This window comes from Micromonospora sp. NPDC047465, assembly GCF_040643125.1.
GTDB lineage: Bacteria > Actinomycetota > Actinomycetes > Mycobacteriales > Micromonosporaceae > Micromonospora.
On the sequence record NZ_JBEYTP010000031.1, the window covers coordinates 67,325 to 89,851 of the forward strand.

Here is a 22,527-nt window from a genome sequence, read left to right on the forward strand (position 1 = left end):
TCGCCGCCCCTCTAGAAGCTCATCGCCGGCACGGGGTCGGTCGCCGCGACGGCGGCCCCGGCGCCGCCCACGGTGGCCAGCTGGTGCGCCTGCGCCTGGGACAGCCCGGTGGTCACCGCGCCCCCGGCGCCGTGCACGGCCCAGGTCTCGTCCCGCACGCCCATCGCCGGGGTGACCGGGTCGCGTTCGGGTCGACCGGTGCGGCCGGCCGCCGCGGCGAGCAGCCACCGGGGCAGCGCGAGAGCGGTGAGCAGCACCGGCGGCGCCGGCAGCCGGATCTGCTTGACGGTGACGGTGAGCAGCGTGGACGGCCCGGCGTCGGCGCCCTCGCCGCCCAGGCGGACGCCGGCGGTGAGCCGTTCGAAGGCGCGCCGGTTCAGCGCGTCGGCGTCGGTGAGGTCGGCGAAGCCGCCCGGCGCGAACCAGTCGACCTCGGTGCCGGTGACCTGCGGGCCGGTGGCGGTGACCGTCTCCGGCCGGGTCAGCGGCGCGCCCTCGAAGCGTTGCAGCAGCAGGTCCAACGGGGCGCGTTCCTGGGTCCAGACGGCCTGGCCCAGCGGCGAGACCACGGGCAGCGCGGCGGTGCGGGCCGGCTCGACGACCACGGCGGCGTCGGTCGCGCCGGTGCTGCGCAGGTTGGCCGGGTCGGCGAGTTCCCCGGCGAGCTCGGCCACGGCCGAGGCGACCGGCGTGACGGCCGGCGGCGTGGACGAGCCGAGGGTGATGGTCTCCTCGAAGGTGATCTCGAAGAACAGGATCTCCAGGGTGACCCTGCCGTGGAAGACCACCGGGCCGGGGCCGGAGATGCTGCCCGTGAGGTCCAGCCCGGCGAGGGTGCGGCTGCGCCAGCGCACCCGCACCGAGGCGTGGATGGCGAAGTCGAAGTGGAACGGCTGGAACCGGATCAGCGCGTCGAAGCCGAGGAATCCCCGGATGTTGAACGGCCCCAGGTTGACGATGACCTCGACGGCCGCGCCGAACTGCAGCGTGTTCGTGGTGACCGCGAAGTAGCCCTCGAAGCGGAAGTAGAGCAGGTCGTCGGGCTCGCCGCGGGTCATGGCGATCCGGGTCAGGCTGGCGGGGAAGACCAGGGGCGCCGGGTTGTACGCCGGGTGGAAGCCGCCGACGGTCAGCACCACGTACGGCTCGGCGCCGTAGCTGAGCCGGAACGCCGCGCCGCCGGTCAGTTCGAGGATCTCCAGCAGGTGGCTGTCGATCAGGACCGCGTCGAAGGCGACCAGTTGCTGCGCGAAGTCGACCACACCCAGGATGTCCAGCCGGATCTGGAGGTAGGGCCGACCGCCCGACGGGTTCTCGATGCCCGCGCGCGCCGAGCCGAGGATCACGATCTTGCGCGGGCCGGGCAGCTCGATGAACACGCCGATGTCGAAGCGGACCAGCTCCGCCCAGGACAGTTGCAGCGTCGGCCCGACCACGATCACGCCGGGCGTGGGCGGGAAGACCGCGGCCAGGTCGGCCAGGAGCACCGGGGCGTTGCGGACCGGGTCCTCCGGGGCCAGGATCCGCCCGACGGTGCCGGAGGCCATCCGGGCACGCAGCGCGTCCACGTCGGTCTGCCGGTTCAGCGCGAGCAGCCCGCCGACGGAGGAGAGGGCGAAGCCGAAGCCGAGCTGGATCGGCGGGAAGCTGGCCCGCAGCAGGATCAGCAGCGCGTAGCCGGGCGCGCCGCCGGGCAGCCGGGTGTCGAGCAGGCCGACCGCCTCCACCCCGACCACGCCGAGCTTGAGCGCGAGGACGCCCGAGTAACGGCCGGCCGGCTCGTCGAAGCCGATGAAGCCGCCGCCGGTGACCGGTCCGGCGTTCACGACCATGCCGAGCCCGGTGGGCGGGAGGAAGCGGAAGGTCAGGTCGACCGGGCCGAGGTTGCCGTCGCGGACGGCCAGGTCGGCGCCGACGCCGATGCCGGCCACGCTCGCCGCGAACGGCCCGAGGTCGATGCCGCCGGTGAGGCGGACCTCCAGGGTGATGCCGGCCGCGCCGGGGCGCAGGGCCAGGTCGAGCCGGTCCAGGCGCAGCGGGCCCAGGCGCACCGCCAGGGGTACGGCGAGCACCAGGCCGGCGCCGCCGCGCAGGGTCAGCCCGTCCACCGGGTCCCAGTGCAGCCCGAGGTCGAAGTCGACCTCCAGGGTGGCCGGCAGCACGCTGGACAGGAAGCCGTCGGCGCCGCCGAAGGCGATCACCAGGCGGCCCGCGGCGACCTCGGCGTCGACGATCAGCCGGGCGCTCACCCCGCCCCCGTCGGCGGCGAACGCGGCGCCGACGGCGGCCCGGACGGCGGTGGCCGTGAGCCGGGTGCCGTCGGCCTCGCCGAAGAGCACCATCGGCCCGGGCCCGGCGGGCAGCCGCTCCACCGATACGGTCAGCTCCCCGGCGACCCCGGGCGCGGGGGCCTGCGGGCGCAGCGTGGCGGGCGGTTCGACGCGCAGGGCGGCGCCGAGGTCGAGGCTGCCCTGGCCACGCAGGCGTACCGCCCAGGCGTCGCCGATCGGCAGGGGGATGTCCAGCCCGCCGAAGTCGAACACGTCGAGGGTCAGCTCCAGCGGGGTGGGCGTGCCCGGGGGCAGTCCCGCCACGGCGTGCAGCCGGAACAGGAACGCGGCCAGCTCGGGCCGGCCGCCGGGCCCGGCGAGCACCACCGCCGGCACGCCGACGGCGGTCAGCCAGTCGCGCAGCCGGGCGAGCAGCAGCGCGGCGTCCAGGGTGGGCTCGCCCCAGCCGTACACCTGGCGCAGCGCGGCGGCCGGGTCGTCGAGCAGCACCCCGAGCCGGTCCAGTCGGAGCCCGCGCCGCAGGTAGGCGGGCCGGTCCCCGTCGGCGGGCACGGCGACGTTGTCGACCAGACCGAACAGGGCGAGGGCGCGGCCGAGCGCCGGCCGACGGTCCAGCAGGTAGCTGGCGGCGGTCCAGTCGACCAGGCGTCGCGGCAGGTCGGCGAGGATCGCGGCCAACGGCGCGCTGACCGCACCGCCCCCGGCGTACGCGGACTGCACCGCGCCGGCCAGGGCCCGGACGGCGTCGACGGCCTCGACGATCAGCGGCAGCAGGTCGCCCAGGGCGGCGGCGACCGCGGCGCTGTCGTCGTCGGCGATCGCGTCGACCAGCGCGGTGACCGCCGGCGGGAGGGCGGCCAGGGCGGTGCCGGCGGTGCCGGCGGCGGCGACCACCCCGGGCGCGCCCGCGACCGGGCCGGGCAGCGGCAGGCCCAGCTCGGCGAAGAGGTCGACCAGCTGCCCGGCGGCCAGCCGCTCGGTGACCGGGTCGAAGAGCCGGGCCAGTTCGACGGCGAGCTGCTCGGCGGTCCCGGCCATCAGCGCCCACCCCCTGTCCCGGTGCCGCCGCGCCGCCCGCCCGGCGGCCCGTCTACGGGGGTGGTCCGCCCCGGCGGTGCGCCGTCTACGGGCGTGGTGGTCCGCCCCGGCGGTGGGCTACCGGCGGATGCGGGCCGGCGCGGGACCGGCGCCCGCTCCGGCCCGAGGAACAGGCGCAGGGCGGCGACGAGCGGTCGGATCAGTCCGACCCGCACGGCCGTGCGCGCCCGGCGGTGCCGCCGCAGCAGCCGGGCCACGGCCGGGCTGAAGCTGTAGTAGACCCGGTCCAGCGCGTCGGCGGCCCGCGCGCCGCGCGGCGTGGCCCGCAGCCGCTCGTCGCGCAGGTGCCGCAGGTAGCGCACGTCCGGATGATCGGGACGGCCCAGCGTGGCCGTGGCGATCAGGCAGGGTCCGCCGCCGCCCCCGCCGGCGGCGGGCAGCGGGGCTGAGGCGGCCACCTTGAGCAGTGCCGTCACCGCCGCGTGGATCTCCCGGTTGATCTTGCGGAAGTGGCCGGGCGGATCGGCGTAGTTGCAGTGGAAGCCCTGCTCCTCGGCATGCCCCGCCTCCAGGCAGTACGCGAAGATCGGCTGCCGGTTCGGCAGCGCGAACTGCCGGCTGCACGCGTAGTCGTCGCTGCACCCGGAGTTCGGCCCGCCGCCGACCGGAAGGTAGAGGAACGCGCTCTGCCCGACCGTGTACTCGGAGTGGGCACGCTGGGTCGTGGAGGCGGGCGCGGCGGGATCGACCCCGGCCGAGCGGAGGATCCCGTCGTGCATCGCCGTGGCGATCATCCGCGCCCGCGAGCGGATCCGGTGCGGCGGGTCGTCGGGGAGATATTCCTTGTAGTCGGTCCGGCCCGCTGGCAGCGCCGGATCCCCGGCGATCAGCCCGTCCCGGGTCCCGGCGAAGGCGGGCGCCCGCCAGTGCATCGCCGGGTCGTCGCCGTCCTCCTCCAGCCCCCAGGAGTAGAGGATGTTGCGGCCGAACATGTGCACGTCCGCGTAGTAGTGGATCGGCAGGGTGTCCAGCAGGGACTCCAGGTGGCGGGTCTCCACCTCGGAATGCGCCGACGGGCCGCGGTAGGTGTCGTCGGCCGGCGACGTGGAGGCCGGGTCGGAGCCGTACCGGGCGCGGTAGAGCGCCACGTCGTAGTAGTCCTCGAAACGCCAGATGATGTCGAAGTTGCGGTTCAGGTCGACGCCGATCTCACCGCCCGCCTGCGGGCTGCGGTTCTTGCGCCAGCCCGGCTCGCTGAGGTGGGTCAGGTCGTGCTCCCGCCCGTCGGGGTTGAGCAGCGGCAGGATGTAGAGGTCGAGCTTCGTGACGATGTCGTTGACATCGGCCGCCGGAATGCGCCAGGCGCGGTAGCGGACCGGGCCGCCGACCAGCGGGGTGACGGTCATCGCCGGAAAGACGATGTCGGTGCCCGACGTGTACGACACCAGCAGGTTGCGGGCGAGGGTGACCAGCGCGTCGGGCGGCGCCCACTCGCGGGCGTGCACCCCGCCGACGACCAGCGCCGCCGGCCGGTTCGGGCCGCTGCCGTTGGCGATCCTGACGTAGCTGTGCGTCCGACCCCCGGCGGTCTCCGTCGGGAAGACCGTCCGGGTGCACAGCGCGGGAAAGCTGGCGGCGAGGTCGGCGAGCGCGTCCTCGATCTCCTGCGCGCGCAGCGGCGCGGTGATGTCCGGATACGGCGGGGGCACCTCAGCGCTCCCCGGTGCTCTCCGGCGGGGCCGACGCCTCCGGCGGTGGGGCGAGGTGCTGCGCGACCTCGGCATGGAAGGCGTCGAACTGGCCGGACGACATCATCACCCGCACCTGGGCGCCGCGCGCCTCCAACTCGGGGATCAGCTCCTCCGACGCGTACGCCGAGATGCGGTAGCGGTCCGCGCCCAGTGACGCGGCGCTCGGGTCGATCAGGTCGAGCCCGGCCATGCCGCGCAGCCCGCGCAGCACCTCGGCCGTGCCCTCGATCTGGATGAGCCCCACGATCGCCTCCCGGGCCTGCTGACGCGGTGGTCGAAGCCTTCCCCTGCCCACTCAACGACTCCACCGACCGGCAGGCAATACGCCGAGTGGTCGAAGGATCGCCGCAGGGTGTCGGATTGTCGTCGCGGCGGGGCCTGTCGGGCCCCCGCCGCGCCGTTGTCAGGCCGCCGGACGCGGTCGGAAGGTCAGGAGGGCGGCGACGACACCTCGGGAACGGGGCGCGGGGCGTAGAGGGCGGCGAGGTCGGCGGCGGTGGCGGCGAGCCGCTCACGCAGCGCGGCCGGGGCCAGCACCTCCACGTCCGCGCCGAGCCGCAGCAGGTCGCCGTGCGCGTGGGTGAGCGACTCGATCGGGATGACGGCCGTCACCCAGCCGGCCTCGTCGGGTGGCCCGGCGGTGGCGTCGACGGACGCCACCACCAGCTCGCTCCCGATCTCCCGCAGCCGCTCCCGGCCCCGTGCGGAGAGCCGGACCGTGGCGTCGTCGCGGTGCAGGTGGGCCCGGAACCGCACCACGTGCGCCCGCCACCAGGCGGGCAGGTCGAACCCGGCCGGCCGGGCGAACCCCTCGTCCAGCGTGGTCAGCGACAGGACCTGGTTGACGCGGTAGGTGGCCGGCTCGTCCCGGCCGCGTCGGGCGGCGACCGCGTACCACCGGCCGCCCTTGAGGACCAGCCCGTAGGGCTCCAGCACCCGGTCGACCTCCCCGGCCCAGCTGCGGTAGCGCACCGCGATCCGCCGCTGCCGCCAGACCGCCTCGGCCACCTCCGGCAGGTGCGGCGAGGCGTCGCCGTCCGCGTACCAGTTGGGGGTGTCCAGGTGGAACCGTTCCTGGATCCGCGCGGCCCGGTCGGCCAGCTCGGGCGGGAGCGCGGCGTGCAGCTTGAGCTGGAGCGCGGCCACCGCCGCCCCGTAACCCAGCTCCGCGGCGGGCCCGGGCAGGCCGGCGAGGAAGAGTCGCTCCGCCTCCTGCGCGGTCAGCCCGGTCAGCCGCGTACGCCAGCCCTCGACGAGCTGGTAGCCGCCGGCGTGCCCCGCCTCGCCGTAGAGCGGGATGCCGGCCGCGTGCAGCGACTCGACGTCCCGGTAGACGGTGCGGGTGGACACCTCCAGCCGCTCGGCGAGCTGCGCCGCGGTCATCCGCCCGTGGGCCTGGAGCAGCATCAGCAGGGAGAGGAGTCGACTGGCCCGCACTCCGCTGACACTAGCTGTCAGTGAAGTGTCCGTACCGTCCCGGCATGGCATTTCGCGACAAGGAACTGCGGGTGCCGGGACCTCTCACGGTCGCCGGCCGTCAACTCAAGCGCTACCACGTCGACCAACCGGAACGGCGGATCGAGCCGGAGGTGGAACGGGCCGCGTACGCGGTGCTGCCCCGCCTGCTGCCGGCCCGCGACGGCGACGACACCCCGTCGGCGGGCTGGGTGGTGCTGCACCGGGGCGCCGACACGGGGGCGTACCTGCTGGCGTACAGCTGGGTCTGGGACAACGTGGTCGAGGTGCGCATCGCGGCGGCCGGCCAGCCCGCCCTGGACTGCCCGGACGACGACCCCACCCGCTTCGTCGACCTGGCCCGCCCGTGGGCGGGCTGCGTCTGGGAGCTGGGCGTGCTGGAACACGAGCGGGCCGCCTGGGCCCGGCACGTGCTGGCGCCGGAGCGCCCGGACCTCGCCGGCTGGCTCGCCGACACCCGCGCCGAGGGGCCGGTGGGCCGCTGATGGGTGACTTCGACTTCCTCGTCGGCACCTGGGACGTGGCCAACCGGCGCCTGCGCGAGCGGCACGTCGGCAGCGACGACTGGGACGAGTTTCCCGGCGTCTCCGTGGCCGGCAGTTTCTTCGGCGGCGCCGGCAGCTTCGACGAGATCACCTTTCCCACCCGGGGCTTCTCCGGCGCCACCGTGCGGATCCTCGACCCGGCCGCCGGCACCTGGTCGATCTACTGGATGAACAGCCGGCGCGGGGTGCTGGAGCTGCCGCCGGTGGTGGGCCGGTTCACCGACGGCGTCGGCACGTTCTTCGCCGACGACGTCGACGAGGGCCGGCCGATCCGGTGCCGGTTCGTCTGGTCGGGGGTCACCGCGACCTCCTGCCGCTGGGAGCAGGCGTTCTCCACCGACGGCGGGCGCACCTGGGAGACCAACTGGACGATGGACTTCACCCGGAGGCCGGGCGGCTGACCGGGCCCGGCGGGCTCAACCGGCGGCGACGCCGAGCCGGTGGGGCATCTCCCAGCCCTCGGCGAGCCGGGACGGGTGCACGTTGTGCCCGCCGCCGAAGAACTCGCAGAACTTCATGATCAGCGGGTCCCAGCGCAGCGGGTCCACGTGGCTCGTCCCGGGGATGACCAGTTCCTCCTCGACGTACGCGCGCAGCACCTCGACCTGGAAGGCGGTGGCCCGTACGCCGGCCCCGGCGAAGGGGTGGGCCGCGATCACCCGGCACTCCAGCTGGACCGGGCACTCCGCGACCCGGGGTGCCTGGACCAGCTCCGAGGGCTGCGCGGTCAGCCCGGCCACGGCGAACTTGTCCGGCTCGTACCGGTAGCCCTGGCGCAGCTTGTGCGCCGGCACGTCCGGCCGGCCCGTGGTGAGCGCGATCCGGTCGACCGCGTCGGCCATCGCCGAGGACGGCAGGTTGAGCACGCACTCGCGTTCGCGCAGCAGGTTGGCGGTGGTCCGGCCGCTGTCGCCGAGCCCGAGCATGGCGTGCTGCCCCAGCCACCACGCCGACGACATCGGCGCGAGATTCGCCGTGCCGTCCGGGTTGCGCGAGCTGACCAGGACCACCGGAGTTCCGAAGTAGAGCACCTTCAGACCGGGAACCACGTGCACACTTCCGCCTTTCATCGTGGGCGGGGCCACGGCGGCGGCCCCGCCCACGACTCTGCGCCCGCCATCCGGCCGATGCTGGCGGCAATCGGACGTCGCGCTCGACCACCTGGGCGGAAGCCGCCCGGCGGGGTCAGGTCGGCGGGGGAGCGGTGCTGCGGTAGATCGCGGCCAGCCAGACGTCGAGCAGCACGTCGACCACGTCCCGCTCGGCCACGGCCGGCCCGTCGCCGGCGAACGTGGCGTACCAGACGCGCTCGTTCATCGAGTTGAGCGCGATGGCCAGGTCGCGGGCCGGCACGCCGTCGGGGGCCGCGCCGCGGCGGCGCTCGGCCTCGATCGCGGTCTCGATCGCCTGCACCCAGCGTTCCAGCACGCTCGCCCACAGCCGGCGCACCTCGGCGTTGGTGCCGCGCACCTGCGCGCAGGCCAGCACCACCGCCCGGTGGGCGCCGAACGTCTCGTGGAACCGGTCGATCAGCTCCCGCCAGCGCGCCCGCGGATCCTCGGCCAGCCGCTCCAGCACGTCGCCGGCCGCGGCGTCGGCCTCCTCGGTGACCCGGTCCAGCAGCGTCAGCAGCACCGCGTCCTTCGAGGGGAAGTAGAAGTAGAAGGTGGGCCGGGAGATGCCCGCGCCCCGCGCCAGGTCGTCGACGGAGACGTCGGCGACGGCCCGCTGCCGCAGCAGCCGCTCGGCGGTGGCCAGGATGGCCGACTCGCGTTCGTCCCCCGCCGACCGCGCCCTGCGGCGTCCGCGCGCGGTGGCGCTCCCGGCTGCCGTACGGGCGGGCGTCATGGCCGCTGACTCTACACCGGATCGACACGGTGTCGACGGGACTCGACAGGGTGTTGACTGGCGTCGACGGCCGTGGCTAGTGTCCGGTGTCACATCCGCGGACGGGAGACGAGATGGCCACGGACCACGTCGACGTGCTCGTCGTCGGTGCCGGCCTGTCCGGCGTCGGTGCCGCCTGCCACCTGCGCCGCCACTGTCCGGAGAAGACGTACGCGGTGCTGGAGGCCCGCGACGCGATCGGCGGCACCTGGGACCTGTTCCGCTACCCCGGCGTCCGCTCCGACTCCGACATGTTCACCCTCGGCTACTCGTTCCGGCCGTGGACGGACCCGAAGGCCATCGCCGACGGCGACGCCATCCGCGACTACGTCCGCCGGACCGCGCAGGAGCACGGCGTCACCGACCACATCCGCTTCCGGCACCGCGTCGTGCGCGCCGAGTGGGACAGCGGGCGGGCCCGCTGGACGGTGCACGCCCACCGCGACGACACCGCCGAGACGGTCGAGCTGACCTGCTCGTTCCTGTTCACCTGCTCGGGCTACTACCGCTACGACGCCGGCTACGCCCCGCAGTTCCCCGGCACCGAGCGGTACGCGGGGCGGATCGTGCACCCGCAGCACTGGCCCGAGGACCTCGACCACGCCGGCAAGCGGGTGGTGGTGATCGGCAGCGGCGCCACGGCGGTGACCCTGGTGCCCGCGATGGCCGAGCGCGCCGCCCACGTGACCATGCTCCAGCGCTCACCCACGTACGTCATGGCGCTGCCCTCGCGCGACGTCGTCGCCGACGCGCTGCGGCGCTGGCTGCCGGCGAAGGCCGCGTATCCGCTGGTGCGCTGGAAGAACGTCCTGCTCGCCACCGCCAACTTCCAGCTCAGTCGGCGCGCCCCCGCCCTGGTGAGGAAGCTGCTGCTGCGCGCCGCCCGGGGCCGGCTGCCGGCCGGCTACGACGTCGACCGGCACTTCTCGCCCCGCTACGACCCGTGGGACCAGCGGCTGTGCGTGGTGCCCGACGGCGACCTGTTCACCGCGGTGAAGAGGGGCCGGGCGTCGGTGGTCACCGACACCGTCGACACCTTCACCGAGCGGGGCGTCCGGCTCTCCTCCGGCGCGGAGTTGGAGGCCGACGTCGTGGTCACCGCCACCGGGCTCAACCTGCTCGCCCTCGGCGGCATGACCCTGGCCGTGGACGGCGTCGAGGTCGACCTGGCCGGCACCGTCGCCTACAAGGGCATGATGCTCTCCGGGGTGCCGAACTTCGCGATGACCATCGGCTACACCAACGCCTCGTGGACGCTGAAGGCCGACCTGGTGGCCACCTACGTCTGCCGGCTGCTGCGGCACCTGGACCGCACCGGCCAGCAGGTCGTCACCCCGCTGCCGCCCCCCGACGGCGAGTTGCGGCCCATAATCGACCTGACGGCCGGGTACGTGCTGCGCAGCGTCGACGCCCTGCCGAAGCAGGGCGACCGGGCGCCGTGGCGGCTGTACCAGAACTACCCCCGGGACGTGCTGCTGATGCGGCACGGCCGACTCACCGACTCCGGCGTGCGGTTCTCCCCCGCCGGCACACCGGAAAGGAGGACCGTCCGTGCGTAGGTTCGTCTTCACGGGCGGCACGGCAGTCGTCACGGGCGCCGCCAGCGGGATCGGCGAGGCCCTCGCCCACGGGCTGGCCCGCCGGGGCAGCGACCTGGTGCTGCTCGACCGCGACGCCGGGCGGCTCGACGCCGTGGTCGCGGCCGTCCGCGCCGCGCACCCCGACCGGCAGGTCACCACCTACCTGGTCGACCTGGCGGACGCCGCCGCGACGGCGCGGGTGGCCGAGGAGGTCCGGCAGCGGCATCCGGCGATCCGGCTGCTGGTCAACAACGCCGGGGTGGCGCTGGGCGGCCGGTTCGACCAGGTGACCCTCGACGAGTTCAGCTGGGTCGTCGACGTCAACTTCCGGGCCGTGGTGCAGCTGACCCACGCCCTGCTGTCCACGCTGCGGGCGGAGCCCGGCGCGCACCTGGTCAACGTCTCCAGCATCTTCGGGGTCATCGCCCCGGCCGGGCAGGCCGCCTACTCGGCCAGCAAGTTCGCCGTCCGCGGCTTCACCGAGGCGCTGCGCCACGAGCTGGCCGACGACGGGATCGGGGTGACCTCCGTGCACCCGGGCGGCATCCGCACCCGGATCGCGCAGAACGCCCGGGTGGGCAGCGGCGTCTCCGCCGAGGAGTTCGAGACGGGCCTCCGGCAGTTCGAGCGGCTGCTCACCGTCGACCCCGCCAAGGCCGCCGAGGTGATCCTGCGCGGGGTGGAACGCCGCCGGGGCCGGGTGCTGATCGGCTGGTCGGCGAAGCTGCCCGACCTGCTGGCCCGGGTGGCGCCGGCGTCGTACCACCGGGTCCTGGCGTTCGGGCTCGACCGGGTGGCGGGCGGTCCCGCGCGCCGCGCCACGGCCACGCCGTCCGTCCCGGCGCAACGGCGACCCGAGGCGGCCCCCGTGGCCGACCCGGCCGGGGAGCCGGCGTGACCGCCCCGGCCGCGCGCCGGCCCCGGCACGTCACCGTCGACGGCCGGCGGGTGTGCCACCGCGTCGACGGCGACGGGCCCCCGGTGGTGCTGCTGCACGGCATCGGCCGCACCCTGCGCGACTTCACCGAGCTGCACGAGCTGCTCGCCGACCGGTTCCGGGTGCACAGCGTCGACCTGCCCGGCTACGGCGGCTCGCTGCCGATGGCGCAGCCCTGCACCCTGCCGGCGCTGGCCGGGTTCGTCGGCCGCTACCTCGACGCCGTCGGCGTCGACCAACCCGCGCACGTGGTCGGCAACTCCCTCGGCGGCGCGATCGCCATGCGCCTCGCGGCGTCCGAGCCGGACCGGGTGGCCAGCCTGACGCTGGTCAACAGCGCCGGCTTCGGCCGGGAGGTGACCATCGCGCTGCGCCTGCTCGCGCTGCGCCCGCTGGGCCGGCTGCTGTTGCGGCCCCGCCGGTGGTCCGCCCGCCGCGCCGAGCTGTCCCTGTTCCACGACCCGGCCTTCGCCACCGCCGAACGCATCGCGTACGCCCTGGAGGTCGCCCGCCTGCCGTACACGGCCCGGGTGATGCTGGAGACCGCCCACCACCTCGGCACGTTCCGGGGCGTGAGCGCGCAGTGGCGGGAGGAGTTGCTGTCGGAGGTGGAGCGGCTGGACATCCCCACCTTCGTCGTCTGGGGCGACCGGGACCTGATCCTCCCGGCGTCGCACCTCGACGCCGCCCGGGCGCGGCTCCCCAGGGCCCGCACCCACCTGTTCCGGAACTGCGGGCACATGCCGCAGATCGAGTGCGCTGAGGAGTTCCACCGCCTGCTCGTCGACTTCTGGTCCACGGCGGGAACGGAGGCCGCCGTGGCGGCCGGCGACCACGCCCCGCCCGGGGGCGCTGTCCCGCCCGGTGACGACGCGCCGCCCGGGGGCGTCGCCCCGCCCGCCGTGGACCGACCGGTGGTCGCGGAGGCAGGCTGACGTACAACCCGTCCCGTCCGGGGTCGGTTCGCCTCCGGGCCGAGGCCGACCCCGACCGGGCGTCCCCGCGCTCGGCCACATCCTCGGAGGTGGGGCCGTCGAGCGCGTCGGGCCGGCGGGGTGAGCGGAGGGCCCGGCGGGGAAAGCGGGTGGGATGCCCGACGTGACCCTCTTCCTCGGCGGCGACGTGATGACCGGCCGGGGCGTGGACGCGATCCTGCCCGCACCGGGCCCGCCCGAGCTGCGCGAACCCGCCGTCCGGGACGCGCGCGGCTACGTCGGCCTGGCCGAGGCCGCCGCCGGCCCGGTCCCGCGCCCGGCGCCACCGGCCTGGCCGTGGGGCGACGCGCTCGACCTGCTCGACGCGCTCCGGCCGGACGCGCGGGTGGTCAACCTGGAGACGGCGGTGACCGGCCGGGGCGCACACGATCCGGCCAAGGCGATCCACTACCGGATGCACCCGGCGAACCTGCCCTGCCTCGCCGCGGCCCGGCTCGACGTCTGCGCGCTGGCCAACAACCACACCCTCGACTTCGGCGAGGTCGGCCTCACCGACACCCTCGACGCGCTGGCCGGCACGGGCATCGCCACCGCCGGCGCGGGCCGGGACGAGGCGTCGGCCTGGGCGCCCGCCCGGGTGCCGCTCGCCGCGGGCCGCCGCCTGCTGGTCTGGTCGGTGGCCGCCCCGTCCAGCGGCGTGCCCCCGCCCTGGGCGGCCACCGCCGACGCGCCCGGGGTGGCGTACCTGCCGGAGGTCTCCGCCGCGTCGGCCGCCGCGCTGGCCGGCCGGATCGCCGCCGTGGCGGGGCCGGGGGACCGGGTGCTGGTCTCCGTGCACTGGGGCTCCAACTGGGGGTACGACGTGCCGCCCGAGCACGTCGACTTCGCCCACCGGCTGGTCGACGCGGGGGTGGACGTGGTGCACGGCCACTCGTCGCACCACCCGCGACCGGTCGAGGTGTACCGCGACCGGCTGGTCCTCTACGGCTGCGGCGACCTGGTCGACGACTACGAGGGGATCGGCGGGCAGGAGGCGTACCGGCCGGAGCTGCGGCTGCTCTGGCTGCCCACCCTCGACGCGGCGACCGGGGCGCTGCGTCGGCTGCGGGCGGCCCCGGTGCGGATGCGCCGGATGCGGCTGGAGCGGGCCGCGCCCGGGGACGCCCGCTGGCTCGCGGACCTGCTGGGCGGCTTCGGCCCGCCGTTCGCCTCCGGGTTCGACGTGGATCCCGACGGGCTGCTGGCCCTGCACCCGCGCTGACGGCCCGCCCGACGGGGACCCGCGCCGACCGCCGGGCCTGGCCGTTACCCCGCGCCGACGGTCGCCCGTCCCGGCCGTGGCCCGCGCCGACCGTGGCGTGCGCCACCCGGCGGACGGGCGATCGATCGCGCCGATGCCAGGGGCGCATCATAGATACATGACGCATCCCTCCCCGTCCCGTCGGGTCGCCGCGCCGTCGGCCGCCGAACGCGCGTACCGCCACCTCAAGCGGGCGATCCTGGAGCAGATCCACCCGGGCGGTTCGCTGGTCAGCGAGGGGGAGATCGCCGAGGCCGCCGGGGTGTCCCGCACGCCGGTCCGGGAGGCGCTGCTGCGCCTGGAGGCCGAGGGGCTGGTCAAGCTCTATCCGAAGCGGGGCGCGCTGATCCGCCCGGTCTCGGCCCGGGAGATCACCGACGTGATCGAGGCGCGGCGACTGGTCGAGCTGCACGCCGCCGAGCGGATCTGGCCCCGCCGGGCGGCACTGCGGGAGGGGCTCGCCGCCCGGCTGGCCGAGATGCGCGCCGCGCACGCCGCCGGCGACGTGACCGCGCTGATGGAGGCCGACCGCGCCTTCCACGCCATCGTGGTCGACGCGGCCGGCAACGAGATCCTCGCCGAGCTGTACCAGCGGCTGCGCGACCGGCAGCTGCGGATGGGGGAGGCCAGCTTCCGGCTCTCGCCCGGCTGGGCCGAGACGGCACTGACCGAGCACGCCGCCCAGCTCGCCGCGCTCGACTCCGACGACCCCGGGCCCTGGCTCGCCGCCGTCGCCGCGCACATCGACAAGGCCGCGGACGTGCTGCGGACGCTGCCGTGACCGTCCTGACCACCCCGGCGCCCGCGCCGGTCGCGCCGCGCCGTGCCGCCGCGCTGGTCTGGGGCGTGGCGGTGAGCGCGTACGTGGCCGCGGTGTTCCACCGCAGTTCGCTGGGCGTCACCGGGGTCGACGCGGCGCACCGCTTCGAGATCAACTCCTCGGTGCTGGCCACCTTCTCCGTCGCCCAGCTCGCCGTGTACGCGCTGATGCAGGTGCCGGTCGGCGTGCTGCTCGACCGGTTCGGCTCCCGGCGGCTGCTCATCGCCGGCGGCGCGCTGATGGTCGCCGGGCAGGTCTGCTTCGCCCTCGCCACCGACGTACGCCTCGCCGTGGCCGCCCGCGTCCTGGTCGGGCTCGGCGACGCGATGACCTTCATCAGCGTGCTGCGGATCGTGGCGTTCTGGTTCCCGGGGCGACGCAACCCGATGATGACCCAGCTCACCGGGACGCTCGGGCAGCTCGGGGCGATCCTCGGCGCCGTACCGCTGGTGGCGCTGCTGCACCGGGCCGGCTGGACTCCCGCCTTCCTCGCCGTCGCGGCGGTGGGGGCGACGGTGCTCCTGATGATCGTGGTTGCCGTCCGGGACACCCCGCACGGGGAGACCGCTCCCGGCCCGGCACCCGACCTCGCCGCCGTGCGCCGGAAGCTGCGGGCCGCCTGGGCCGAGCCGGGCACCCGGCTGGGCCTCTGGACGCACTTCGTCACCCAGTTCTCCGGCTCCGTGTTCGCCCTGCTCTGGGGATACCCGTTCCTGGTGCAGGGGCAGGGACTCAGCCCCACGGCCGCCGCGTCGCTGCTCACCCTGATGACCGTCGCCATGTTCCTGACCGGGCCGGTGATCGCGCACCTGTGCGCCCGGCACCCGTTCCACCGGTCGGTGCTGGTCTTCGTGATCACCGGCGCCACCGCCGCGGTCTGGGCCGTCGTGCTGGCCTGGCCGGGACGCGCGCCGGGCTGGCTGCTGGTCACGCTGGTGCTGGTGCTGGCCGTCAACGGCCCCGGCTCCATGATCGGCTTCGACTACGCGCGCACCGCCAACCCGGTCAACCGGATCGGCAGCGCCAGTGGCGTGGTCAATGTCGGGGGCTTCCTCGCCTCCATCGTGCTGGTGCTGGCCGTCGGCGTGGTGCTCGACCTGGCCACGCCGGCCGGTCGGGCCGCCCCGGACCTGGCCGCCTTCCGCTGGGCCTTCGCCGTGCAGTACGCCCTCTGGGCGCTCGGCGCGGTGCAGGTCCTGCGCTACCGCAACGCCACCCGTCGGGAGGCCGCCGCGCGGGCGCGTACCCCGGCCACGCCCTGAGCCCGGCGCGGGCGGGCCCGGCCCGCCTCACCGTCGGCGGAGCCGGCGGCGGAGGGTCAGGTCGTCGAGCACCAGGGTCAGGCCGGCCCCGAGCAGCCAGACGTCCTTGGCCAGGCCGATGCCCTGCTGGGTGGGCCTCAGGCTGCCGGGCTCGCGCATGCCCGGCGTCTTGAGGTAGAGCTGCACCAGCCCCGCGCCGAACGCGGCCAGCCCCAGCCCCGCGAGCGCCGACGGGACGAACGGCGCGAGCAGCACCGCGCCCAGGGCGACCTCGGCCCGGGAGAGCAGCCGGGCGAACCGGTTCGGATCGAGCTGCCCGAGCTGCGGGATGGCGCCGACGGCCATCCCGTGCATGCCCTGCGCCGCCTCCCCCTCCAGGCTCCGCTTGCCGAGGCCGGAGTTGAGGATGAACGCGCCGGTGCTGACCCGCAGCGGCAGATGACTGACCTTCATGGCGCACTCCCGTCCCACCGTCGAACTGTGCCCCCGCCTACCCCGCCCACGAGGCGATAACCGCCCGACCTGGCGTTGGGACGACGGATGATCAGCGGTAGCGTCGCCGAGGGGACGTCACCCCACGGTGCCGTCGCAGCGCACCCTGGATGACGGCGGCGCGGCGCGCCGGCGTGGAGCAGGAGGAAATCGTGAGCCAACAGGTCAGGGGAGTCATCTCCCGCAGCAAGGGCGCGCCGGTCGAGGTGACGACGATCGTGGTGCCGGACCCGGGGCCCGGCGAGGCGGTCGTGCGGATCCTGTCCTGCGGGGTCTGCCACACCGACCTGCACTACCGCGAGGGCGGCATCAACGACGACTACCCGTTCCTGCTCGGGCACGAGGCCGCCGGCATCGTCGAGGAGGTCGGGGCCGGCGTCGACGGCGTCGCGCCCGGCGACTTCGTGGTGCTCAACTGGCGGGCCGTCTGCGGGGTGTGCCGCGCCTGCCGCCGGGGCCGACCGTGGTACTGCTTCGCCACCCACAACGCGTCCCAGAAGATGACCCTGACCGACGGCACCGAACTCGCCCCGGCGCTCGGTATCGGCGCCTTCGCCGAGAAGACGCTGGTCCACGCCGGCCAGTGCACGAAGGTGGACCCGGCCGCCCGGCCCGCCGCCGTCGGGCTGCTCGGTTGCGGCGTGATGGCCGGTCTCGGCGCCGCCATGAACACCGGCGGGGTCACCCGGGGTGACTCGGTGGCCGTGATCGGCTGCGGCGGCGTCGGGGACGCGGCGGTCGCCGGCGCGGCGCTGGCCGGCGCGACGACGATCATCGCGGTGGACACCGACCCCCGCAAGCTCGACTGGGCCCGCAAGTTCGGCGCCACGCACACCGTCAACGCCCGCGAGGACGACGCGGTCGAGGCGATCCGCGCCGCGACCGGCGGCTTCGGCGCCGACGTGGTGATCGACGCGGTGGGCCGCCCGGAGACCTGGAAGCAGGCCTTCTACGCCCGCGACCTGGCCGGCACGGTGGTGCTGGTGGGCGTGCCGACGCCGGAGATGACGGTCGACGTGCCGCTGTTGGACGTGTTCGGCCGCGGCGGCTCGCTGAAGTCGAGCTGGTACGGCGACTGCCTGCCCAGCCGGGACTTCCCGATGCTCACCGAGCTCTACCTGCAGGGCCGCCTCGACCTGGACGCGTTCGTCACCGAGGAGATCGCGCTGGACGGGGTCGAGGAGGCGTTCGCCCGGATGCACCGCGGCGACGTGCTCCGCTCGGTGGTGGTCCTCTGATGGCGGCCCGCATCGACCACGCCGTCACCTCCGGCACCTTCTCCCTCGACGGCCAGACCTTCGACGTGGACAACAACGTCTGGATCGTCGGCGACGACACCGAGTGCGTCGTCGTCGACGCCCCGCACGACGTCGACGCGATCCTGGCCGCCGTCGGCGACCGGCGGGTGCGCGCCGTCCTCGCCACCCACGCCCACGACGACCACGTCCGGGTGGCCCCGGCGCTGGCCCGGGCCACCGGCGCGCCGGTGCTGCTGCACCCCGCCGACCGGGTGCTGTGGGACATGGTGCACCCGGACGAGGCGCCGGGCGGGGAGCTGCGTGACGGGCAGACCGTCGAGGTGGCCGGCGTCGCGCTGACCGTCCTGCACACTCCCGGCCACAGCCCCGGCGCGTGCAGCTTCCACGCCCCGGCGCTCGGCGTGGTGTTCACCGGCGACACGCTCTTCGCCGGCGGGCCCGGCGCCACGGGGCGCTCGTACAGCGACTTCGGCACGATCGTCGCCTCGATCCGGGACCGGCTGCTCACCCTGCCGCCCGAGACGGTGGTGCACACCGGGCACGGCGACAGCACCACCATCGGCGCGGAGGCCCCGCACCTGGACGAGTGGCTGGCCCGAGGGCACTGACCGCGCGGGCCGGCGGGCCGGCCACGGTCAGCCCGTCGCCCGGACCGGACCCGCCGGCCCGGTCCGGGCGACGCCGCCCACCCGGCGGGCGGGGGAGGAGCGTCGGCGTCGGTCAGAGCGGGCGGCGGATGTGCAGGCGGACCGTCGTGCCGACGGCGGTGCTGTGCACCCGGACCAGGTCGCAGAGCGCCTGCACGATCACCAGGCCCCGACCGCCGACGCCGTCCTTCGCCGGAGTCAACCGGCCGGCCAGCGGGTCGGCCAGCCAGCCGTCGTCGTGGATCTCGCAGACCAGGTGCTCGGCGGTCCGCCAGACCCGCAGCACGCCCGCGCCCCCGGCGTGCGCGATGCTGTTCGTGGCCAGCTCCGTCACCGCGATCTGCAGGTCGGCCACCCGGTCCTCGTCCAGCCCGGCAACCCGGCCGTGGCCGGCGACGAACGCGCGCACGGCGGGCAGGCTGTCGACCTGGTAGGCCAGTGCCGCGACCGGTTCCGCCGGTGCCGGCAGCGGGAGGTTGTAGCGGGCGACCACCTCCGACGGGGCGTACGCCCCGCTCGACCGCCGCCCCGCGCCGTCGACGAGCACCGGGTGCGTGGCGCACGCGTCGGTCAGCACGTCGTCGTCGAGGCCCGCCACGTCGTACGGGCAGAGGATGGTGGCGTCGCGGCCGGCGAACGCCATGTTGATCAGCGCCTCGTGCTGGGCGCAGGCCGGATACTCGGTGTCGCTGCGCCCGGCCCAGATCGGCTCGCCGATGATCCGTACGCGCCGGCCGGCGTGCTCGTCGATGAACGCCTGCAAAACCCACGGGATGATCCGCCCCGGGTTCCGGCCGGCCTCGGACATGTCCGCCCAGCGCACGCCGTCCATCGCGCCGACCGCGGCGCGGACCTGCCACAGGTTGGCGCCGGGCATCGCGACCAGCACCGGTTCTGCGGCGGCCAACCCGCTGGTGATGAACGGCACCGTGCCCGCCAACAGCTCGTCCGGGCCGCGGTAGAAGAGGCCCTCGTGCACGAAAGCGCCCGCTGTGCCGCCCGGCCCGGTCATGCCGCCCGTCCCACCGGGTACGGGCCCGACGTGTCCGGGGAGTCTGCGGCGGCCCGACCGTGGCGGGGACGGGGGGTGACGAAGCGGCCGACGGCGGCGAGCGCGTCGGTCTCGTCGTCGTCGGCCCACCAGACGTGGTCCCCCAGGGCGGCCTGGTCGACCACCGCACCAACAGTCAATTCCCTGCCTTCCGGTCGGCGCTCCCACTGTAATCCCCGGTTTCGGTACCGGCCCAGCGGGTGAACCGTAGGCGCCCGGCGCACCGTGACCGACTAGGCTCTGCCGGCATGACGACGGACGACGCCGGCCGCCCACCCGCCGTACGCCAGCTTCGTCTGGTCGTGGAGGCCGAGGACTACGAGGCGGCGGTCGGGTTCTTCCGTGACGCGCTGGGCCTGCCCGAGCAGGCCGCCTTCACGGGGGAGGGCGACGCGCGGGTGGTGATCCTCGACGCCGGCCGGGCGACGCTGGAGATCGCCAACCCGGCGCAGAAACGGATGATCGACGAGGTCGAGGTCGGGCGGCAGGTCGCCCCTAAGATCAGGGTGGCGTTCGAGGTGGACGACAGCCGGTCCGCCACCCGCCGCCTGGTCTCCGCCGGCGCCACCGAGATCGCCCCGCCGACCGTGACCCCGTGGCAGTCGCTCAACGCGCGCCTCGACGCCCCGGCCGGCCTGCAGATCACGCTCTTCCAGGAACTGCTCGGCGCGGACGAGCGGGCGACCCTCGACGGCTTCGGCACCGACCGGGCGCGCGAGGAGTGACCGAAAGGCGTTTGCCGGTCCGTTCGGACCGTGGCCGGCAACGACGGCGCGGGCGGAAGGGCGGAACCGTCGGCCGGGGCCGGACAGGTCGGTGACCGGCTGCCGCCGCCGCACGACCCAGCTCCGGCCGGCACCGAAAATCGGGTGCGTCCCGGCTCGCGCGCGGGAAGTATTCGCAGCCATGCACCCCACGGCCGGTCCGGCCGCCGTCGACGCGGCACTGAGCCCCGCCCAGCGCGCGGCGATCGGGCACGTCCGCGCGGCGGCGCTGCGCGACCGCCCCGCCGCCCTGGCCGTCATCGCCCGCGCGCTCGCGGGCTCGGGCGTGACCCACCTGCCGGAGCGCCTGATCGCCGCGGTCGGCCGGCACGGCCGCCTCACCCTCAACTTTCACCCGGACCGGCTGTGCGCCGACGGGCGTACGGTCGCGTCGGCCCTCGCCGCCGAGGGCGTCTACCGCAGCCAGTTCGAGACCGGCATCTCCAACGGCGGGCTGACCGCCTTCCCCGGGGGCGACCGGGACCGCTGGGAGGAGACGCTCTTCGGCGGCGCCTACCAGGTGCCCGGCGTGCCCCCGACGGACCGGCCGAAGTACGGCGGCCTGAACCTGCTCGACCACCCGGACGGTGCCAGCCCCCGGTTCGGCTCCTGCCACCTGCGGCTGCGTCCCGAGGTGCTCGCCCGGGCGACGTTCTGCTTCGGTGACAGTCACCTGGGCCCCCGCGACCTGGGCACCGTCGACGCCTTCGAGCCGGTGCTGGCGGCCCTGCTCACGGCGACCGACAGCACCGGGGTGAGCCTGGGCGTGCCGGGGGACGTGGTGGCCCTGGTCCGGGCGCTGCTGCGCCGCCGCGAGGAGGCCGCGTGGGCCCCCGGCTCCGCGGGTCGCGCCCTCGACGACTACATCGAGGCCCAGATCCACGGGGAGTTGAGCCTGGCCCGGGACGTGGAGGCGGTGGTCGTGGACCGTCCTTCCGGGGCACCGAGGCCGGCGAGACCCTCGACGCGCTGGCCCGTCGGCACGGCGTCGCCCTGCACTGGCACGCCGGCTTCGCGCTTCCCGTCGACCGGATCGACCCCGACTTCCGGGGGCCGGCCATCCCCCCGCTGGCCGCCCGGGTGCACGCCGAGTTCGCCCGGCCGGGCGATCCGGTCGACGCCGCCCTGATCGGGCGCGCGGCGGTCTCCGTGGTCACCGAGCCGTCCCGCTGGGCCGATCGGGGGCCGGCCGAGGTCACCCTCCAGCACCTCAAGCAGCTCTGGCACGTCCTCGTCCGGTTCGGCGCGCCCCACGCCGCCTGAGCCGATCCGGTCCGGCACCGTGCCGGCCCTCACCGGTCCGGCCTCGCGGTGAGCGTGCCCCGGCTGTCCCGGCCCGGACTCGGCCGGCCTGGGTCGATCGTCCGGTTCATCCTTTCCCACGCCGACGGCAGGGGAGTGTTCTCGCCCGTCCCGCGTGCCGAGTGACAGGGACCGCAGCACGCCACCACCGGCTCATATCCGGAATGCCCGACAGGTCAAGCTGGTTGTGTCCCCCGTACCGCCGGAACCGAAACCTCCTCCGGCGCGGAAGTTCCCCCGAGGAGCGCTCAGCACGGAGCGCTTCGCCTGACCGAAAGGGCAACCATCGTGAAGTACGACTTCACTCGGTGGCTCCCGGCCATCGCGAAGGACTCGAAGGACTCGAACCGCAAGATCGCGCTGAGCGTCGTGGGTGTCGCCGCCCTCGGCGGCCTGGCATTCGGGCCGACGGCCGTGGCCGCACCTGTCACCAGCACGCCGCACGAGGGCGCCGTGGCCGCGATCGAGCAGGCCACCGGCCAGGGCAAGTTGGCCCCCAGCGAGGAGTCGGCCCTGACCACCGGCGGCGAGACGGCCAAGCCGGTCGCCGACAAGCCCGCCCGGGACGAGCTGATCCCGCACGGCGTGCAGGGTGCCCAGTCGCGCATCCCGCTCGACGACGCGCAGCTCGCCAACGCCAAGGCCATCATCGAGGAGGCCAAGGAGACCGGCGTGGGTGAGCGGGGCGCCGTCATCGGCATCGCGACGTCGCTGCAGGAGTCGAAGCTCTACAACCTCGGCCACCTGGGCGCGTACAACGACCACGACTCGCAGGGCCTGTTCCAGCAGCGTCCGTCGTCGGGTTGGGGTTCGCCCGACCAGATCACCGACCCCGAGTACGCCTCGCGGGCGTTCTTCGAGGCGCTCAAGAACGTCGGCGGCTGGCAGGACCTGCCGCTGACCTCCGCCGCACAGACGGTGCAGGTCTCGGCCTACCCGTTCGCGTACGCGCAGTGGGAGGAGCAGGCGGCGGACATCGTCGCCCAGCTCTGGTGACGACCGCGTGACAACCGCATGACCCGACCGGCCGGTCCCGATTTCAGGGGCCGGCCGGTTGCGTCTGCTGCGGCGCGCTCTGCCGGCGCTGTGCCTCCTTTGGCGGGTGGGGTGTTGGGTTGCGGTGCGTGGTGGTGGGGGTGTGGCCCGCCGTGCCCGGCTCCGGGCGGTCAGGCTTGATCCCTGCGCCGGGC

Annotated in this window: 21 protein-coding genes and 1 pseudogene; 13 read left to right on the top strand and 9 right to left on the bottom strand. The window is 75.2% G+C overall.

All coding sequences use genetic code 11. The features are described 5' to 3' along the window. Positions 1-11 precede the first annotated feature (11 nt). The 4 genes from ABZ793_RS24845 to ABZ793_RS24860 all read right to left on the bottom strand — a co-directional run bounded on the left by ABZ793_RS24845 (position 12) and on the right by ABZ793_RS24860 (position 6,517). Positions 12-3,329, bottom strand: a complete 3,318-nt coding sequence (locus ABZ793_RS24845) for a DUF6603 domain-containing protein (protein ID WP_357461477.1) — start codon at positions 3,327-3,329, stop codon at positions 12-14. Then, the gene (locus ABZ793_RS24850; protein ID WP_357461479.1) at positions 3,329-5,038 is read right to left on the bottom strand and encodes a M14 family zinc carboxypeptidase; all 1,710 of its coding nucleotides are present in this window, start codon (positions 5,036-5,038) and stop codon (positions 3,329-3,331) included. Before ABZ793_RS24850 ends, ABZ793_RS24845 begins: the two co-directional genes overlap by 1 nt. A gap of 1 nt (position 5,039) precedes the next feature. Next, positions 5,040-5,324 (bottom strand): hypothetical protein, encoded by a 285-nt coding sequence (locus tag ABZ793_RS24855; protein WP_357461481.1) that lies wholly within the window; start codon positions 5,322-5,324, stop codon positions 5,040-5,042. Between the two features lie 185 nt (positions 5,325-5,509). Then, positions 5,510-6,517: a WYL domain-containing protein gene (locus ABZ793_RS24860; RefSeq protein WP_357461484.1), complete on the bottom strand. Its 1,008-nt coding sequence runs from the start codon at positions 6,515-6,517 to the stop codon at positions 5,510-5,512. Between the two features lie 44 nt (positions 6,518-6,561). Here ABZ793_RS24860 and ABZ793_RS24865 point away from each other — a divergent pair, with 44 nt between their 5' ends. Both ABZ793_RS24865 and ABZ793_RS24870 read left to right on the top strand, forming a co-directional pair. After that, entirely contained in the window at positions 6,562-7,041 is a 480-nt protein-coding gene (locus ABZ793_RS24865) for a hypothetical protein (protein WP_357461486.1), read from the top strand. After that, a complete protein-coding gene (locus tag ABZ793_RS24870) occupies positions 7,041-7,502 on the top strand; it encodes a hypothetical protein (protein WP_357461488.1) in 462 nt (153 codons plus the stop codon). Before ABZ793_RS24865 ends, ABZ793_RS24870 begins: the two co-directional genes overlap by 1 nt. Positions 7,503-7,517: 15 nt before the next feature. Here the strand turns inward: ABZ793_RS24870 and ABZ793_RS24875 are convergent, their stop codons facing one another. Both ABZ793_RS24875 and ABZ793_RS24880 read right to left on the bottom strand, forming a co-directional pair. Beyond that, positions 7,518-8,171, bottom strand: coding sequence for a flavin reductase family protein (locus ABZ793_RS24875; protein WP_357461491.1), 654 nt, complete (start codon positions 8,169-8,171; stop codon positions 7,518-7,520). A gap of 115 nt (positions 8,172-8,286) precedes the next feature. Next, positions 8,287-8,949 (bottom strand): TetR/AcrR family transcriptional regulator, encoded by a 663-nt coding sequence (locus tag ABZ793_RS24880; protein ID WP_357461494.1) that lies wholly within the window; start codon positions 8,947-8,949, stop codon positions 8,287-8,289. 113 nt (positions 8,950-9,062) lie between these two features. Between ABZ793_RS24880 and ABZ793_RS24885 the strand changes: the two genes are divergently transcribed. The 6 genes from ABZ793_RS24885 (at position 9,063) to ABZ793_RS24910 (ending at position 15,822) form a co-directional block, all read left to right on the top strand. Continuing rightward, positions 9,063-10,547 carry an NAD(P)/FAD-dependent oxidoreductase gene (locus ABZ793_RS24885; protein WP_357461496.1) on the top strand — a complete coding sequence of 495 codons (1,485 nt, stop codon included), beginning with the start codon at positions 9,063-9,065 and terminating at the stop codon, positions 10,545-10,547. Continuing rightward, positions 10,540-11,466 carry an SDR family oxidoreductase gene (locus ABZ793_RS24890; RefSeq protein WP_357461498.1) on the top strand — a complete coding sequence of 309 codons (927 nt, stop codon included), beginning with the start codon at positions 10,540-10,542 and terminating at the stop codon, positions 11,464-11,466. Before ABZ793_RS24885 ends, ABZ793_RS24890 begins: the two co-directional genes overlap by 8 nt. Then, a complete protein-coding gene (locus tag ABZ793_RS24895) occupies positions 11,463-12,440 on the top strand; it encodes an alpha/beta fold hydrolase (RefSeq protein WP_357461501.1) in 978 nt (325 codons plus the stop codon). Before ABZ793_RS24890 ends, ABZ793_RS24895 begins: the two co-directional genes overlap by 4 nt. A 154-nt stretch (positions 12,441-12,594) precedes the next feature. Next, positions 12,595-13,701, top strand: a complete 1,107-nt coding sequence (locus ABZ793_RS24900) for a CapA family protein (protein ID WP_357461503.1) — start codon at positions 12,595-12,597, stop codon at positions 13,699-13,701. Positions 13,702-13,858: 157 nt separating this feature from the next. Next, positions 13,859-14,521, top strand: coding sequence for a GntR family transcriptional regulator (locus ABZ793_RS24905; protein WP_357461506.1), 663 nt, complete (start codon positions 13,859-13,861; stop codon positions 14,519-14,521). Then, positions 14,518-15,822: an MFS transporter gene (locus tag ABZ793_RS24910; RefSeq protein WP_357461508.1), complete on the top strand. Its 1,305-nt coding sequence runs from the start codon at positions 14,518-14,520 to the stop codon at positions 15,820-15,822. Before ABZ793_RS24905 ends, ABZ793_RS24910 begins: the two co-directional genes overlap by 4 nt. A gap of 27 nt (positions 15,823-15,849) precedes the next feature. On the opposite strand, the gene ABZ793_RS24915 is transcribed toward ABZ793_RS24910, so the two are convergent. Continuing rightward, the gene (locus tag ABZ793_RS24915) at positions 15,850-16,275 is read right to left on the bottom strand and encodes a hypothetical protein (protein WP_357461510.1); all 426 of its coding nucleotides are present in this window, start codon (positions 16,273-16,275) and stop codon (positions 15,850-15,852) included. A 191-nt stretch (positions 16,276-16,466) separates the two neighbouring features. On the opposite strand from ABZ793_RS24915, the gene ABZ793_RS24920 reads away from it, so the two are divergent. Continuing rightward, on the top strand, positions 16,467-17,552 hold the full coding sequence (locus ABZ793_RS24920; RefSeq protein WP_357461512.1) for an S-(hydroxymethyl)mycothiol dehydrogenase: 1,086 nt from the start codon (positions 16,467-16,469) through the stop codon (positions 17,550-17,552). Beyond that, entirely contained in the window at positions 17,552-18,181 is a 630-nt protein-coding gene (locus tag ABZ793_RS24925; protein WP_357461515.1) for an MBL fold metallo-hydrolase, read from the top strand. Before ABZ793_RS24920 ends, ABZ793_RS24925 begins: the two co-directional genes overlap by 1 nt. Before the next feature lie 112 nt (positions 18,182-18,293). On the opposite strand, the gene ABZ793_RS24930 is transcribed toward ABZ793_RS24925, so the two are convergent. Then, the gene (locus tag ABZ793_RS24930; protein WP_357461518.1) at positions 18,294-19,232 is read right to left on the bottom strand and encodes a sensor histidine kinase; all 939 of its coding nucleotides are present in this window, start codon (positions 19,230-19,232) and stop codon (positions 18,294-18,296) included. Beyond that, entirely contained in the window at positions 19,229-19,411 is a 183-nt protein-coding gene (locus ABZ793_RS24935) for a hypothetical protein (protein WP_357461521.1), read from the bottom strand. The genes ABZ793_RS24930 and ABZ793_RS24935 overlap by 4 nt, the downstream gene beginning before the upstream one ends. A gap of 108 nt (positions 19,412-19,519) precedes the next feature. Between ABZ793_RS24935 and ABZ793_RS24940 the strand changes: the two genes are divergently transcribed. The 3 genes and pseudogenes from ABZ793_RS24940 (at position 19,520) to ABZ793_RS24950 (ending at position 22,333) form a co-directional block, all read left to right on the top strand. After that, entirely contained in the window at positions 19,520-19,996 is a 477-nt protein-coding gene (locus ABZ793_RS24940; protein WP_357461524.1) for a VOC family protein, read from the top strand. A 181-nt stretch (positions 19,997-20,177) separates the two neighbouring features. Further along, positions 20,178-21,298, top strand: a pseudogene (locus ABZ793_RS24945) (DUF3626 domain-containing protein). A 327-nt stretch (positions 21,299-21,625) separates the two neighbouring features. Beyond that, a complete protein-coding gene (locus ABZ793_RS24950; protein WP_357461527.1) occupies positions 21,626-22,333 on the top strand; it encodes a hypothetical protein in 708 nt (235 codons plus the stop codon). The last annotated feature ends 194 nt before the right edge of the window (positions 22,334-22,527 follow it).